General features: G+C 72.2%; 12 protein-coding genes. 2 read left to right on the top strand and 10 right to left on the bottom strand.

Features of this window, described 5'->3' with window-relative positions; genetic code table 11:
- Window positions 1–108: 108 nt before the first annotated feature.
- The 4 genes from prfB to ABZ249_RS03820 form a co-directional block, all read right to left on the bottom strand.
- Window positions 109–1227 carry a peptide chain release factor 2 gene (prfB, locus tag ABZ249_RS03835; protein ID WP_220565083.1) on the bottom strand — a complete coding sequence of 373 codons (1119 nt, stop codon included), beginning with the start codon at window positions 1225–1227 and terminating at the stop codon, window positions 109–111.
- A 118-nt stretch (window positions 1228–1345) separates the two neighbouring features.
- Complete coding sequence (locus ABZ249_RS03830) at window positions 1346–6214, bottom strand: NAD-glutamate dehydrogenase (RefSeq protein ID WP_355256835.1); 4869 nt, start codon at window positions 6212–6214, stop codon at window positions 1346–1348.
- A 350-nt stretch (window positions 6215–6564) separates the two neighbouring features.
- The gene (locus tag ABZ249_RS03825; RefSeq protein ID WP_355256832.1) at window positions 6565–7266 is read right to left on the bottom strand and encodes a haloacid dehalogenase-like hydrolase; all 702 of its coding nucleotides are present in this window, start codon (window positions 7264–7266) and stop codon (window positions 6565–6567) included.
- Between the two features lie 119 nt (window positions 7267–7385).
- Window positions 7386–7595 (bottom strand): hypothetical protein, encoded by a 210-nt coding sequence (locus tag ABZ249_RS03820; protein ID WP_355256829.1) that lies wholly within the window; start codon window positions 7593–7595, stop codon window positions 7386–7388.
- Between ABZ249_RS03820 and ABZ249_RS03815 the strand changes: the two genes are divergently transcribed.
- Together ABZ249_RS03815 and ABZ249_RS03810 are read left to right on the top strand one after the other, a co-directional pair.
- Complete coding sequence (locus ABZ249_RS03815) at window positions 7572–7790, top strand: hypothetical protein (RefSeq protein WP_355256826.1); 219 nt, start codon at window positions 7572–7574, stop codon at window positions 7788–7790. The two genes, ABZ249_RS03820 and ABZ249_RS03815, sit on opposite strands and share 24 nt — an antisense overlap.
- 87 nt (window positions 7791–7877) lie before the next feature.
- Window positions 7878–8711, top strand: coding sequence for an arylamine N-acetyltransferase (locus tag ABZ249_RS03810; RefSeq protein WP_355256823.1), 834 nt, complete (start codon window positions 7878–7880; stop codon window positions 8709–8711).
- Window positions 8712–9150: 439 nt separating this feature from the next.
- On the opposite strand, the gene ABZ249_RS03805 is transcribed toward ABZ249_RS03810, so the two are convergent.
- From ABZ249_RS03805 to ABZ249_RS03780, 6 genes are all read right to left on the bottom strand, one after another.
- The gene (locus tag ABZ249_RS03805; RefSeq protein WP_355256820.1) at window positions 9151–10275 is read right to left on the bottom strand and encodes a pectinesterase family protein; all 1125 of its coding nucleotides are present in this window, start codon (window positions 10273–10275) and stop codon (window positions 9151–9153) included.
- A 51-nt stretch (window positions 10276–10326) separates the two neighbouring features.
- On the bottom strand, window positions 10327–11157 hold the full coding sequence (locus ABZ249_RS03800; protein WP_355256817.1) for a rhamnogalacturonan acetylesterase: 831 nt from the start codon (window positions 11155–11157) through the stop codon (window positions 10327–10329).
- Between the two features lie 349 nt (window positions 11158–11506).
- On the bottom strand, window positions 11507–11938 hold the full coding sequence (locus tag ABZ249_RS03795) for a hypothetical protein (RefSeq protein ID WP_355256814.1): 432 nt from the start codon (window positions 11936–11938) through the stop codon (window positions 11507–11509).
- A gap of 49 nt (window positions 11939–11987) precedes the next feature.
- On the bottom strand, window positions 11988–12635 hold the full coding sequence (locus ABZ249_RS03790) for an HAD family phosphatase (protein ID WP_355256812.1): 648 nt from the start codon (window positions 12633–12635) through the stop codon (window positions 11988–11990).
- 122 nt (window positions 12636–12757) lie between these two features.
- On the bottom strand, window positions 12758–14365 hold the full coding sequence (locus ABZ249_RS03785; RefSeq protein WP_355256809.1) for a glycoside hydrolase family 3 N-terminal domain-containing protein: 1608 nt from the start codon (window positions 14363–14365) through the stop codon (window positions 12758–12760).
- 108 nt (window positions 14366–14473) lie between these two features.
- A complete protein-coding gene (locus ABZ249_RS03780; protein ID WP_220565072.1) occupies window positions 14474–14962 on the bottom strand; it encodes a PTS glucose transporter subunit IIA in 489 nt (162 codons plus the stop codon).
- Between the last annotated feature and the right edge of the window lie 93 nt (window positions 14963–15055).

The raw sequence follows: 15055 nt of genomic DNA, 5'->3' as shown, positions 1-15055 counted from the left end.
GTCCGATACCCCGTCCTCCACGAGACCGGAACGGCCGGGGCCCCGCACGCCCCGGGGAGGGGTCCCCGGTTCCGTGCGGGCCGCCCGGCCGGTCGGCGTGTCGTGGGGTCAGGCGTCCTCGGACCGCTCCCTGCTGCGCATCCAGCGGATCTCGGCGTCGATGAACTCGTCGATCTCGCCGTCCAGCACCGCCGCGGTGTTGCCCGTCTCCATGCCGGTCCGCACGTCCTTGACGCTCTGGTAGGGCTGGAGCACGTAGTTGCGCATCTGGGTGCCCCAGCTGCTCACCGACTCGCCGCGGATGTCGTCCAGCGCCGCCTGCTCCTCCTCGCGCTTGCGCGCCAGCAGCTTGGCCTGGAGCATCGTCATCGCGGTCGCCTTGTTCTGGAGCTGGGACCGCTCGTTCTGGCAGGACACCACGATCCCGGTGGGCAGGTGGGTGATGCGCACCGCCGAGTCGGTCGTGTTGACGCCCTGGCCGCCGGGACCCGAGGAGCGGTACACGTCGATGCGCAGCTCGGTCTCGTCGATGTCGATGTGGTCGCTCTGCTCCACCACGGGGACGACGTCCACGCCGGCGAAGGAGGTCTGGCGCCGGTTCTGGTTGTCGAACGGGGAGATGCGGACCAGGCGGTGGGTGCCGTGCTCGCCGCGCAGGGTGCCGTAGGCGAACGGCGCCTTGACCGCGAACGAGGTGGACTTGATGCCCGCCTCCTCCGCGTAGGAGGTCTCGTAGATCTCCGTGGGGTAGCCGTGCCGCTCGGCCCAGCGCAGGTACATGCGCTGGAGCATCTGCGCCCAGTCCGCGGCGTCCACGCCGCCCGCCTGGGAGTTGATGGTGACGAGGGCCTCGTGCTCGTCGTGCGGGCCGTTGAGGAGGGTGCGCACCTCCAGCTCGCCGATCTCCTTGCGGAGCTGCTCCAGCTCGCGGTCGGCCTCGGCCCTGGTGTCGGCGTCCTCTTCGGCCTCGGCCAGTTCGTAGAGCACGCCCAGGTCGTCGAGCCGCCGGCCGATGCCCTCGATCTTGTTGACCATGGACTCCAGGCTGGAGAGCTCGCGCGTCACCTTCTGCGCGTTGCCCTGGTCGGCCCACAGCTCCGGGTCGGCGGACTGCTCGCGCAGCTCCTCGATCCGGGTGCTCATCGCCTCCAGGTCCAAGACGGCGGTGACGCTCGCCAGGGTCGCCGCGAGGTCCTTGATCTTCTCTGCTGGGTCCAGTTCTGCCACGGATCCCAGTGTAGGCCCCCGCCCCGCGGGGACCGCCACCGGCGAACACGGCCGGGGCCGCCCTTTCGGACGGCCCCGGTCACCCCGCGGCCCGCCCCGAGGGGGCGGGCACGGGGGGTCAGTCGTCGACCAGGGAGCGGAAGGACCGCAGCGCCACCGACAGGGTGGCCAGGTCGAACCGCTCGTTCTCCTGGATCTCGGACAGGGTGATCCCGGCCCGCTGGACGGCCTCACGGTTCTGCTCGAACCAGGAGAGCATCAGCGCCTCGACCGAGTCGTCCGGCGTGCCCGACTCCAGCACCCGGCCGGTGAGGGCCGCGTGCGCCTCGTACAGGTCGTCGCGCAGCGCGCCGCGCGCCATCGTGCCCCACCGGTCGTCGCGCGGCAGGTCGATGATCCGCTCCCGCCACCAGCTGATGTTGAGCCGGTCGGCCAGCTCGAAGTACAGCTCGGCGACCTTCTCCACCGGCCGGCCGGTGCGGTGCGCGATCTCCACCAGGTCCAGGGTGGAGTAGGCGGGCACCATGGCCGCGACCCGCTCGGCCAGGTCGGCCGGGACGCCCTGGCCGATGTACCGGTCGCGGCGCTCGGTGAACGCCTCGCGGTCGCGCCCGCGCAGCAGGCCCACCAGCCGCCCCAGGACCTCGCCCACGCCCTCGGAGAAGAACCCGATCTCGGTGCGGATGTCGAACGGGAAGGTGCGGTTGCGCAGCAGCCACCGGGCCGAGCGCTCGGCCAGCTTGCGGGTCTCCAGCAGCAGGGTGAGCTGGCCGTCCACCGAGATGCGGTGGTCCAGCTCCTCCACCCCGCCCCAGAACTCCTGGAGGCGCAGCACCTCCTGGACGACCAGGTAGGCGCGGGCGATGTCCGCGGCGCTGGAGCCCAGCTCCTCGTTGAGGCGGAAGGCGAAGGTCAGCCCGGAGCGGTTGACCATCTGGTTGACGACCTGGTTGACGATGATCTCCCGGCGCAGCGGGTGGGTGGCCACCGCCTGTGCGAACCGCTCCGTGCGCAGCGGCGTCGGGAAGTACCCGATGAGGGTGTCGGCCAGGTACGGGTCCTGCGCCAGGTCGGACAGGCCGATCTGGTCCTTGAGGCTGATCTTGGTGTAGGAGAGGAGCGTCGCGAACTCCGGGCCGGTCAAGCCCTGGCCCGCGGCGCGCCGCTCCGCGATCGCCTTGTCGGAGGGCAGGTCCTCCAGCTTGCGCTTGAGGACCTTGGTGCGCTCCAGGTGGCGCATGTAGCGGCCGTGGACGTGCAGCATCTGGTGGGCCTGCTTGCGGGCGGCGGCCAGCACCGTGTTCTGCGCGTAGTTGTTGTCCAGGACCAGCTCGGCGACCTCGTCGGTCATGTCGATGAACAGGCGGTCGCGCTCGTCGGCGTCCAGGGAGCCGTCGCGCACCTCCCGGTCGAGCATGATCTTGATGTTCACCTCGTGGTCGGAGGTGTCCACGCCGGCCGAGTTGTCGATGAAGTCGGTGTTGACCCGGCCGCCCTCGCGGGCGAACTCGATGCGGGCGGGCTGGGTCAGGCCCAGGTTGCCGCCCTCGCCCACGACCTTGACGCGCAGTTCGGTGGCGTCGACGCGGACCTGGTCGTTGGCCTTGTCCCCGACCTCGGCGTGGGTCTGGGAGGCGGCCTTGACGTAGGTGCCGATGCCGCCGTTCCACAGCAGGTCCACCGGGGAGGTGAGGACCCGGCGGATCAGCTCGTCGGGGGTCAGCGCCGTGACGTCGTCCTCGATGCCCAGGGCCGCGCGGACCTGCGGGCTGACCGGGACGGACTTGGCCGAGCGCGGGTAGACGCCGCCGCCCTCGGAGATCAGCGCCGGGTCGTAGTCCTCCCAGTTGCTGCGCGGCAGCTCGAAGAGCCGTTTGCGCTCCACCCAGGAGGTGTGCGGGTCCGGGTCCGGGTCGAGGAACACGTGCCGGTGGTCGAACGCGGCGACCAGCTTGATCTGCTGCGACAGCAGCATGCCGTTGCCGAACACGTCACCGGACATGTCGCCGATGCCGACCGCGGTGAAGGGCTCGCTCTGGACGTCGACGCCCATCTCCCGGAAGTGGTACTTGACCGACTCCCAGGCGCCGCGGGCGGTGATGCCCATGGCCTTGTGGTCGTAGCCGACCGAGCCGCCGGAGGCGAAGGCGTCGCCCAGCCAGAAGCCGCGCCCCTTGGAGATCTCGTTGGCGGTGTCGGAGAACGTCGCGGTGCCCTTGTCGGCCGCCACCACCAGGTAGGAGTCGTCGCCGTCGTGCAGGACGGTGCGCTCGGGGTGGACGACGGCGCCGTCGACCAGGTTGTCGGTGACGTCGAGCAGGCCGCTGATGAAGTCCTTGTAGCAGGCGACGACCTCGGCCATGACCTGCTCGCGGGTGCCGCCCTCGGGCAGGCGCTTGCAGACGAAGCCGCCCTTGGCGCCGCTGGGGACGATCACCGAGTTCTTCACCATCTGCGCCTTGACCAGGCCCAGGACCTCGGTGCGGAAGTCCTCCAGCCGGTCCGACCAGCGCAGGCCGCCGCGGGCGACCCGGCCGAAGCGCAGGTGGACGCCCTCGACGCGCGGCGAGTAGACGTACATCTCCAGCTTGGGCCGGGGCTGGGGCAGGTCCGGGATGCTCTGCGGGTCGAGCTTGAGCACCAGGTAGGGGTTGCCCTGGTAGTGGTTGGTGCGCAGCGTGGCCCTGATGACGGCCAGGAAGGACCGCAGCACGCGGTCGTGGTCCAGGCTGGCCACCGAGTCCAGCTCGCCCTCGATCTTGCGGACCAGGGCCTCGGTGCGCTCGGTCCGGCCCTCGTCGGGCTGGTCCGGGTCGAAGCGGGTCTGGAACAGGTCGACGAGCAGGCCGGTGATCCCGACGTTGGCGGCCAGGATGTCGGCCAGGAAGTCGGGGGTGAAGGTGGACCCGGCCTGGCGCAGGTACTTGGCGTAGGCGCGCAGCACGGTGAGCTGGCGCCAGTCCAGCCCGGCGCGGACCACCAGGGTGTTGAACCGGTCGGACTCGCCCAGGCCGCGCCAGGAGGCGTCGAAGGCGTCCTCGAACAGCTTCTTGAGCCGCTCGTCGGGCAGGTCGGCCGCGGTGACGGGGCCCAGGCCGAAGTCGTAGATCCAGACCCGGCCCACGCCCTGGACGTCGATGTCGTAGGGCCACTCGTCGACGACCTCGACGCCCAGGTGCTCCAGGACCGGCAGGATCCGGGAGAGCGAGATGGGCTCGCCGACGCGGTGGACGCGGAAGCGCCAGGCGTCGTCGTCGGGGTGCCGGTAGAGGCTGGCGGAGAACGCGCCCCGCCGCTCGTCGGGCGCGGTGCGGGCGAGCAGCTCCTCCAGGGCGCCGATGTCGCGCGCGGCGACCTCGGGCTGGTTGTCGACCTTGTAGGCCTCGGAGAGGCCGGAGCCGTACCGCTCCTTGTACTCGGTGGCGCGGTCCGGGCCGAAGGCGTCGGTGAGGGCGTCGTCGAGGTCGGTGTCCCAGGAGCGGGCGGCCTGGCGGACCTTCTCCTCCAGGGCGAGCTGGTCGATGTCGGCCAGGGTCTCGCCGTGGCGGGCGCGCGCCACCAGGTAGAGGCGGGCCAGCGGGGCGGCGCCGATCATGACGTTGTGGTCCATGGTCGCGCCGTGGAAGGCCTCGCCGAGCACCTGCTGGATGTCCAGGCGCACACGGGTGCTGTACTCGTCGCGCGGCATGTACACGAAGCAGGACATGTACCGGCCGCCGTAGGGGTCGCGGCGCATGAACAGCTTGGTGCCGCGGCGGTCGCGCAGGCGCATGACGCCGCGGACGATGGTGTACAGCTCGCCGACGGGGATCTGGAGGAGCTCCTCGCGGGGGAAGGTCTCCAGCAGTTCGGTGAGGTCGCGGCCGTCGTAGCTGTCGGCCTCGAACCCGGCCAGGGCCAGGATCTCCGCCTGCTTGCGGCGGAGGATGGGGATCTGGGCGATGCCCGTGTTGGTGGCCTGGGAGGTGAACAGCCCCAGGAAGCGGCGCTCGCCGACGATGTTGCCCTGGGCGTCGAACTTCTTGACGCCGATGTAGTCCAGGTACTTGGGCCGGTGGACGGTGGAGCGGGAGTTGGCCTTGGTGAGCACCAGGATGTAGGGCTCGCGGGCCTTGCCGCGGATCTCCGGGGGCAGGGCGGCGAAGCTGGTGGAGGCCGGGGAGTCCATGCGCATGATGCCCAGGCCGGTGCCGGGCTCCGGGCGCAGGGCGTCGTCGCCGTTCTCGTCGGTGACCAGGGTGTACTCGCGGTAGCCCATGAAGGTGAAGTGGCGCCCGGCGACCCAGCGCAGGAAGTCGACGCTCTCGCCGATCTCGCGGGCGTCCACGCCCCCGGCGACCAGGCGGTCGGGGTAGGCGGCCAGCTCGTCGGCGATCCGGATGGCCCGGTCGCTCATCTTGGCGGCGTCCTCGTCCACGTAGCGGACGTCGTTGAGGACGGACTCGAGCCGGTCGGTGATCTCCTTGATCCGCTCGGGGTCGGTCTGCCGGTCGATCTCGATGTGCATCCAGGACTCGTCGACGGGCAGCAGGCCGTCGCCGCCGAGCTCGGGGTCGATCTGGCGGAGCTCGCCCTCCAGGTCGCGGCCCACGGTCATCTGGGGGTGGATGATGAGGCGGACGCCCGCGTTGAGCTCGCGCAGGGCCATCGTCACGGACGAGACGAGGAAGGGCGCGTTGTCGGTGACGGTCTCGACGATGCTGGTCCGGGAGTCCCAGCCGTCGCGCTCGACGGTCGGGGTGTGCACGCGGACCTTGGCGCGGCCGGGGCGGCGCCGGGCGCCGAAGGCGAGGTGGGCCTCGGCCATGCCGCAGATCTGTTCGGGGGTGCGGCCCGCGATCTCCTCCGGGTCGGTGTGCCGGTAGTAGAACGGGAGGAAGCGGCGGACGGCCTCGGCCTCGTCGGCGCCGAGCCGCGGGCCGGGGGACCACTTGGTCGCCGCTTCGGCGAGCAGCTGCTGGAGGGTGCCGTCGGATTGCCCGGACATGTGTCTATCTCACTCCTTTGTGAGCAACGTCGCACGAGCGCTGTGGGATCACCGGGTCATGTGCCCTGTGAATCCCTGAGCTGATGTGTGATTTTACGTGAGCACCCAGGGCCGCACGGGACCCGGGGAGCGGTGTGGTGGTGGTGTGACCTGTGCGCACAGGCTGGAAGAAAGAGGCTTCAGACCCCATTGTCACTGCCTCGTCCAAGAACACAGGCTACTGCTTTTCACGTCGGAGGGCAGGAGCAACACCGTTAAACCACGGTTACACACTGTAAGAAGCGGATTGCGACGGTCGGTGGCGATGTGCACGAGGGTTCACCTCGACCCGGTCGGAGACGTACGTGTCGTTATCGAGCCGTTGTCGAATCGGTCGCCTGATGGACGGCGGTCATCACGGCGCGGGGATCGGTGAGGTCGGGCAGGACGACCTGCGCGCCCGCGTCGCGCAACTGCCCCTCCGTCGTGGGGCCGTTGAGGACCCCGACCGGGACGGCCCCGCCGATCAGGGCGGCCCGGACGTCGGAGACGTTGTCGGTGATCAGGACGGTACTGGAGTCGGGGATCATCCCGCCCTCCGCCGCGTGCAGGCGGATGGACTGGATGAGCGTGGACTTGGGGTAGTTGACCGACCCGTAGCCGCCGATGGCCAGGTTCAGGTAGGGGTCCAGGCCGAAGGCCACCAGCTTGGCGGTGGCCACCGTCCGGGGGCTGCCGCTGACCACCGTCTGCACGGTGTCGGGCAGCGAGGCCACGGCCGCCAGCGAGGCCGCCGCCCCGGGCATCACCCGGCCCTTGGCCGCCAGCTCCCCGGTACGGGTCTCGAAGGCGGCCTCCAGGGCCGCGAGGAACTGGGCGAGGGTGTCGACGTCGGGCTCGATGTCGACGTAGTTGCGGGCGCAGAACTCGAAGAACATCTCCGAGTCCGTACGGCCCGCGGTCGAGGTCAGGTAGACCAGGGGCTCACCGGTGACCTTCTCGAAGGCCTCGGCGTAGGCGGCCCGCATGACCCGGCCGACGTCGAGGAGCGTGAGGTCGATGTTCCATAGCACCAGGCGGCTGATGGCGAACTCCTCGGGTGATGCACGACAGTCGGACCCCCCTATTGTGCCGCACGGGCGTTTCCCGTCGAGAACCCCGTCCGGGACCGGCCACACCGGGCCGCGACCGGTCACGGTCCGAGGAGCCGCTCCACCAGTGCGCGCACGTCGCGCAGCGCCCGGCCCCGGGTGAGTCCCTCGGCGGCGACGAGGTGGCCCACCAGGTCGGCCCGGACGGCGCCGAGCAGGACGTGCGCGGTCCACGCGGCGTCCGGCGCGGGAGGCGCCTGGCCGGCGCGGGCGACGGCGTCGGCGAGGTGACGGGGCGGGAGGTCCTGCACGAGTCGCTGGAGCCCGGCGACGTGGAGCGGGCGCTGGCGGCGGCGATGCCGGTGGAGGTGGCGCGGATGCCGGTGCGGCTCGACGGCCTCATCGCCTCGGGTGCCGAGGACCGCGTCACGGACACGGTCGAACGCATCACCGGTCGGCCGCCCGGCGACCTCCGCACGGTGCTCCACCGCGACCTCCGTCCCTGAGATATTCCCGCGCTGTTCCTCCGGATTGCTCCAGGAACACCCCGTTATCCGCCCGCGCTGCAACGGGGTGACGAGAGGAGATCCGCCATGACGACCTCATGGGGCACCGAGGCCCTGGACCTGACGGCCTACCTGGACCGGGTGGGGGTGCCCGCGCAACCGCCGGACGGGGAGTACCTGGACCGGCTGCACGAGGCGCACATCAGGGCGTTCCCCTTCGAGACCGTGGACGCGCTCCTGGGCCGGGCCCCGGCGGTCGACGTCCGGGGCGTGCAGGAGAAGTTCCTGGGCGGGGGCCGGGGAGGGTACTGCTTCGAGCACGGGGTGCTGTTCGCGGCCGCCCTGGAACGGCTGGGCTTCGAGGTGCACCGGCGGCTGGGCACGGTCGGCCCCGCGGGAGAGAACGCCCGGACGCACCTGCTGGTCGAGGTCGTGCTGGACGGCCGGCGGCTGCTGGCCGACCCGGGGTTCGGCTCGGGCATGCGGCGGCCGATCGCGATGGAGGACGGGGCCCGGCGCAGCGGGGGCGGGATGACCTTCGGCCTCGCCCGGGTGCCCCGCGGGAGGTCGTGGGGCTGGGAGCTGCGCAAGCAGCGGGGTCAGGGGTGGGAGCCGCTGCACGTGACCCACGAGTCGGAGGTGTACCCGGTGGACCTGGTCGCGGGGAACCACTTCGTCGCGACCCACCCGGACTCGGTGTTCCGCAGGATGCTGGTGGTGACGGGCTTCCTCCCCGACGGGATCCACGCCAGCCTCACCCAGGACTCGATAACCCTCCGCGCCCCGGGCTCCCCCACCCGGCACGGGGAGCTGGCGCCGGAAGACCTCGACCCGTGGCTGGACCGCCTCGGCGTGCGCCTTCCGGAGGACGACCGCGCCCTCCTCCACAAGCGCCTCGCCGAACTCCCCTCCCCCACCTGACCGCCCGAACGGCTCCGCCCACGCGGCGTCGACGCCCCCGCCGCCCGGTCCGGCAGGGCCGTCCAGCCCCATCCCCGCACACGCGGGGCTGACCTCAACCATCTCGTCGCAGACGGGTGGGCGAACGGTCCACTCCCGCGTGCGCGGGGTTGACATCCACAGGGCGCGCTCGCGCTCGGGGGCGATTGGTCCACCCCCGCGTGCGCGGGGCTGACACGGTTCCAGCAGGCGCTGATGAGGCCGCGCCCGGTCCATCTCCGCGTGCGCGGGGCTGACGAGGAGGCGTGTGGCGCTCATGCGGCCACCGCCGGTCCATCCCCGCGTGCACGGGGCTGACCGGGCCGCATCGTGCGCCACCGGCCCCTGTCCCGGTCCACCCCCGCGTGCGCGGGGCCGGCGATCTCCCCGGGCACCGGGCGTGTGCGCCGACGGCTCCGGGTCATCGACCGCGCGCGGTGCACACCGGCCGGCGCGGCTCGCGGACCGGGTTCCAGCCGTCGTCGCCCTCCAGATAGGCCTCGGCGGTGTGCCCCACGGCCTCGGTCTCCCCTATCTGCGGCCGGTCCTCGGTGACCAGGGCGCCCGGACCCTTGTTGGCGTACTCGCGCAGCTCGAACTGACGCCAGCCGTTGCCCGAGGACATCGGGATCCAGCCCTGCTCCTTGAAGTGGCGGCCCATCCAGGAATCGCGGATCAGCGCCTGGGGCCGGGCGTCCGGATCGGAGCTGGGCACCCACGGACGGCCCAGGTAGACCGTCGCCGCCGGGGCGTCACCGGTGAAGCAGCTCTCGGTGAACAGGAAGCCGAACTCCTGCTCCGGCGGCGTGCTCGGCGCGGTCACGTACCCGTTGTCGGTGTCGCTGCCCCGGTCCAGGGAGCGGATCTCGCACCCGTGGAAGACGGCCGTGGCCCGGCCGAAGACGAAGTCGACGTCACCCTCGACGTAGCAGTTCCGGTAGTACTGCCGCGAGACCGTCGCGGTGTCGGGGGAGTTGGCGTACAGCGTGTCCTGGTGGCCAAGGAAGCGCACGTTGTCGAACACCAGCCGGTCGCCGGTGGTGCGTACCGCGACCGCCTGCGTGGAGGTGATGTCCGGGTGCTCTTCGCGCAGGAAGGAGTTCGCGAAGGTCAGGTCGTAGGCGTGCACGTCGTCCCCGGAGATGACGACGCTGGCGCTGCCCGACGTCCCCCACGTGCCGCCGTCCGGCCTGGGCATGCCCGCCGCGCGTCCGTGGGTGATGACGACGTCCTTCGGATCGCCGGTCGCGCCGACCAGGGTGAGGTTCGGCTTGGAGGAGGGGATGACGACGGGCTCGTCGTAGACCCCCGCGCCGATCACCAGTGTCACGCGCTCGGTGGAGTGGGAGGGAGCGGCGTCGACCGCGTCCTGCACGCTGCGGTGGTCGCCGGAGCCGTCGGCCGCGACGGTCATCACGATGCTCTCATCGCTCATGGGGGTCACCTCGGAGGTCGGGGCAGGGGAGGCGGCGAACGCGACCAGGACGCCCGCGAGGGCGAGCGGCAGGGCCGTGAGTCGCAGCGCCGTGGTCGAGGGGGTGCGCAAGGGCTTTCCTTCCAGCGGGTCGGGGGGAGAGGAGGGCCTGGATGCCGGAGGTCAGACGGGGCGCTGGTCGGGCCAGGTCACCTCGGAGTCGGGGACGGCGTCGCCGAGCCTGCGCACGTGGCGCGGCGCGAGTACGCGCAGGCGCTTGAGCTCGGCGGCGACCAGGCGGGCGACCTCGATCGCGCCGTGCGCCTGGAAGTGGGTGTTGTCCTGGACGCCGTCGGGGTAGTTGGGATGCCCGCCCGGCTCCGACCACAGGAAGTGGCCCTTGGTGCCCTCGGGGCCCAGCCCGCCCCACAGTTCCAGGCTGAGCGCCGTGAGGTCGACGAGCGGCACACCCTCGCGCTCGGCGAGGGCGCGCATGGCCGCCGGGTAGTCGCCGTGGGACTCCCGGGGAGTGCCGTCGGCGGTGAAGCGGCGCCGCTCGACCGAGGTGACCAGCACCGGCCGGGCGCCGCGCTCCCGGGCACCGTCGAGGTAGGCGGTGAGCTGCTCCTGGTAGGTGCTCCAGGGCTCGGTGTAGCGGGCGGGGTCGTCGGACTTGGAGTCGTTGTGCCCGAAGGAGACCAGCAGGTGGTCGCCGGGGCGGATGTCGGCCAGGACGCCGTCCAGCAGGCCCAGGTCGGCGAAGCTCTTAGAGCTGGCCCCCGACAGCGCGCGGTTGTCCACGGTGGCCCCGCCGCCGAGGAAGAGGCCCAGGGCCTGCCCCCAACCGGCGCGCGGCGCCTCGTGGGCGGCATAGGTGGAGGCGGTGGAGTCCCCCGCGACGAAGAGGCGCGGTGCCCGGTCGGGCCGGGAGGGCGCCGCCCAGGCAGGGGCGCCGGCGAGGAGGGGCGCGGCGAGGGCGGTCGCGGAGACGGTGATGAAGCTGCGACGGAGCATGGGGCCTCTCTGGGGGAAAGCGCTTTCCAAAGCCACGGACGTTGGCTGCAATCGCTTGCACGACCCTCCCCGAAACAGCGCTGTGACGTCAACCCCCCGGCGGCGGTTTCAAGCAGGCCTCCGATGGTCCTCCCGGGTCGGGGGCGGAGCTCCCGGGTTCGGCGGCACGGGTACGGGCCTCGTGGACGACGGCCGCTCGCGTCCTCGCGTCGCGAAGGACGCCCTCCCCGGCCCTCGGGAACCGGATGACGCGGTCCGCCCTCCGGCGGGTCCGGAGGCCCCGGGCAGGGGGCCTCCGCCCATGACGGCGTCGAAGGGGTCCGGGACCGGGGTCGGGGCCGCCCCGGCATCAGGCGAGGAGGTGGCGCAGCTCCTGGAGCGCGTACCACATGAGCTCGTGGTCGTCCGCGGCGCCGGAGTCCGGGTCGGCCACCGCCGCGGCGACGTCCGGGGCGGCCGCCTCGTCGTCGATGTGCGCGGAGGCCAGGCGCTTGTACGGGATCGAATCGCCGGTGATGCGGACGCGGACCACGTCGGGACCCTCTCGCCTCTCCTCCTCGACCAGGTGGTCGGCCAGGTTCGCGACGAGCACGACGCGGCGGCGGGGGGCCGCGGGGTCCTGCGCCAGGAGGCGCAGCGACTCCTCGGCGGCCGCGTACATCGCCTCGTACTCCGCCTCCTCGTCGTCGGTGTCCGCCGCGAACGCCACCGGCACCCGGACCCTCCCCTCGTCGAGGACGGTCGCGAGGGCGGGGAGGGTGCTGGGCAGGAAGACGTACATCGCGGCTCTCCGGAAGGTGGGACGGTCACCCTGAAGTCTGCCGCACCCGTCAGGCGGCTTCGCGATCCGCCGTGAGGAAGCTCCGCAGTTCGCGCGTGGTGGTCGCCACGTCGGTGTGCAGGATGCCGGTCATCCCGAGCTCCTCGGCCGTGCGGACGTTGTGCTCCAGGTCGTCGATGAACACGCACTCCTGGGGCCGCAGCCCCATCCGCCGGCAGGTGTGCAGGTAGATGCGCGGTTCCGGCTTGCGCATCCCCACCTCGCCGGAGATGACCACCTCGTCGAAGGTGGTGTCGAAGTGCTCGCGCGGGTAGCCGTTCCCCCACGAGTTGGACAGGAGCGCCGTGCTCGCGCCCGAGCGGCGGGCGTCGCGGAGCGCCTCGTACATGTCGTGGACCGGGGCGAAGGAGGCGAACATGCGCTCGATGAGGCCCTCGGCGATCACCGGCCCCCCGTGGGTGGAGCGCAGCAGCGACGCCAGGTCGCGCTCGAAGAGCGCGGTGTCGATCTCCCCGCGCTCCAGCGCGTGCACCGGATTGTCGTCGACCAGGCTGCCGTCGAAGTACGGGGTCATGACCTCGTAGTAGTGCGCGGCGTCGATCCGGTCGGCGGTCAGCCAGGCCCGGATCCCGTCCGGGAGCGGGGGTGTGAGCACGCCTCCCCAGTCGGAGATGACTCCTCGGCGGATGCCGTCCATCCGATCCCCTCCATCCGTGTCGTCGTATCACCCGACCTCGGATGCCCGGGATCGGGCGGGCAACGGTTCTTCCCGTTCCCCGCCCGTTTCAACCCTTCCGCCCGATCGCCCCGCCCCGGCCCCTAGTAGGACAGGCCGGCGCCGAACTCGGCCGTGTCGGGGATCGACACCGGGAGCGTGCCGGTGGGCTCCACCTCACCCGCGATGACCCGGGCGGCGGCCGCCAGGGAGGCGTCGACGGCGGAGTAGACGGCGACGAACCCGTCCGCGTCCGAGGAGGCCAGCGGATACGGCCCGCCCTGGGACACGGCGACGGTGGGCGCCGTGGAGCGTCCGACCGGCGCCGTATTGGTCCCCACGATCACCGCGTCGGCGTCGCCGGTGACGACTTCGAGCCCCGCCTCGGTGAGCGCGGCGGCGAGCCGGTCGGCGTTGGTGCCCTCGACGCGCACCCGGGCGCCGGGGGCGAGCGGGAGGACCCCGTCGGTGTTGCGCAGCACGGTGGCGGAGGCGTCCGCCACGCGCTGGGCGGCCCCGGCGTGCTCCGGGTCGGACACGGCCTCCTCGGCCGCCGCCGGATCGACCGGGTCCGCCTCCAGGATGCCGCGCTTCTCCTTGAGGGAGAGGACGCGCAGCACGGATTCGTCGATGCGCTCCTCGGTGAGGCGCCCCTCCTCGACGGCCGCCTTGATCGCGGCGACCGCGGCGGCGGGGTCCGGCGGCATGAGCAGCTGGTCCACGCCCGCCTCCAGGGCCAGGACCGCGTTCTCCCCGTCGGAGTGGCGCTGCCGCACGCCCTCCATGTTGAGGGCGTCGGTGGTGACCACGCCCTCGTAGCCGAGCTCGTCGCGCAGGATGCCGCCGATGATCTCCGACGACAGGGTGGCGGGCTCGTCCGGGTCCAGCTGCGGCATGAGCACGTGGGCGGTCATGACCGCGTCCACGCCCGCCTCGACCGCGGCGCGGAACGGCGGCAGGTGCTCGGCCTCCCACCGGTCGCGCGGCAGGTCGATGACGGGCAGCCCGGTGTGGCTGTCCACGTCGGTGTCGCCGTGCCCCGGGAAGTGCTTGACGACGGGGACGATCCCCTGCCCGGCGTAGGCGTCGGCCTCGGCGAGCGCCATCTCGGAGACCAGGTCGGGCTCGGAGCCGAACGAGCGGATGCCGATCACCGGGTTGGCCGGGTCGGTGTTGACGTCGGCGTCGGGCGCGTAGTTGAGGTTGATCCCCAGGGCGGCCAGCTCGGCGGCGGTCGTCGTGGCGCGCAGCGCCGCCAACTCGGGGTCTCGGGTGGCGCCGACGGCCATGGCGTCGGGGAAGCGGGTGCCGACCGGCAGCCGCACCACGAGCCCCTGCTCCTGGTCCACTCCGACGAACAGCGGGGTCTGGGAGAGCTCCTGGACCCCGTTGGAGAACTCGGCGATCTGGGCGGCGCCGGTGAGGTTGGCGTCGAAGTAGATGATGCCGCCAGGGCGGTACGCCTCGATCTGGGCGGCGTTGTCGGCGGCCGTCGTGCCCTGGGCGGTGAGCACCAGGAGCTGGCCGATCTTGGCGTCCAGGTCCATCTCCGCGAGCAGGCGCGGGGCCAGGACCGGCTCGAAGGGCGGCTCGGACGGCGACGGTTCTTCGCGTGGCGAGGTGTCCTCCTCCTGGGGTGCCGTGGTGCAGGCCGTGAGGGCGAGCAGGGCGATTCCCGCGCAGGCCAGGGCTCGGGTGACGGGGCTTCTCATGTGGGACTTCATCTCCGGCGGATCGCTGGTCCGCCGGAGACTACCCCCTCGGCGGGGGTGGTCGGAACACCACGGCCGGCGCGCGGCGCGGCGCGCCGACCGTACCGTTCAGGCCCAGGTGAAGAGGGTCTCGCCGTTGTCCACGCCGCCCTCGGCGACGGAGCCCAGGTCGCCGGGCGCGGCGTCCAGGGCGACGACCGGGACCACCGCGGGGAGCCCGCGCGCGGCCACCGACCCCGGGGACCAGCGCACGACGGGCGTGCCCGCCGTCACCTCGGCGCCCTCCCCGAGCAGGAGAGTGAACCCCTCGCCCTTGAGTTTGACCGTGTCGATGCCCAGGTGGACGAGCACGCCCCGGCGCTGGTCGGGCGCCATCACCACGAAGGCGTGGGGGTGCAGTTTGACGAGGGTGCCGTCGATGGGGGCGGTGACCTCCTGGGTGCCCTCCTGCCCGCCCTCCTGGCCGGGCTCGGGGTGGACGGCGACGCCGGGCCCCACCATCCCCTGGGAGAACACCGGGTCGGGCACCGTCTCCAGGGGGAGGGCGGTGCCGCGGACGGGGGACGACACGCTGAGGGATCCGTTGAGGTCTGGCATGGGGGCTCTCTTCCCTGTCAGGGGGATTTCATCCGGACCGACGGGAAACGGGCCTGCGTTCCACCCGTCGCCCGGCGCGGTGTCCGCCGTCGC

The sequence above is a fragment of the Nocardiopsis sp. NPDC006139 genome (assembly GCF_040614155.1).
Taxonomy (GTDB): domain Bacteria; phylum Actinomycetota; class Actinomycetes; order Streptosporangiales; family Streptosporangiaceae; genus Nocardiopsis; species Nocardiopsis changdeensis.
Note: the sequence above shows the minus strand (reverse complement) of the source record. Positions and strands in the feature narration are given on the sequence as shown.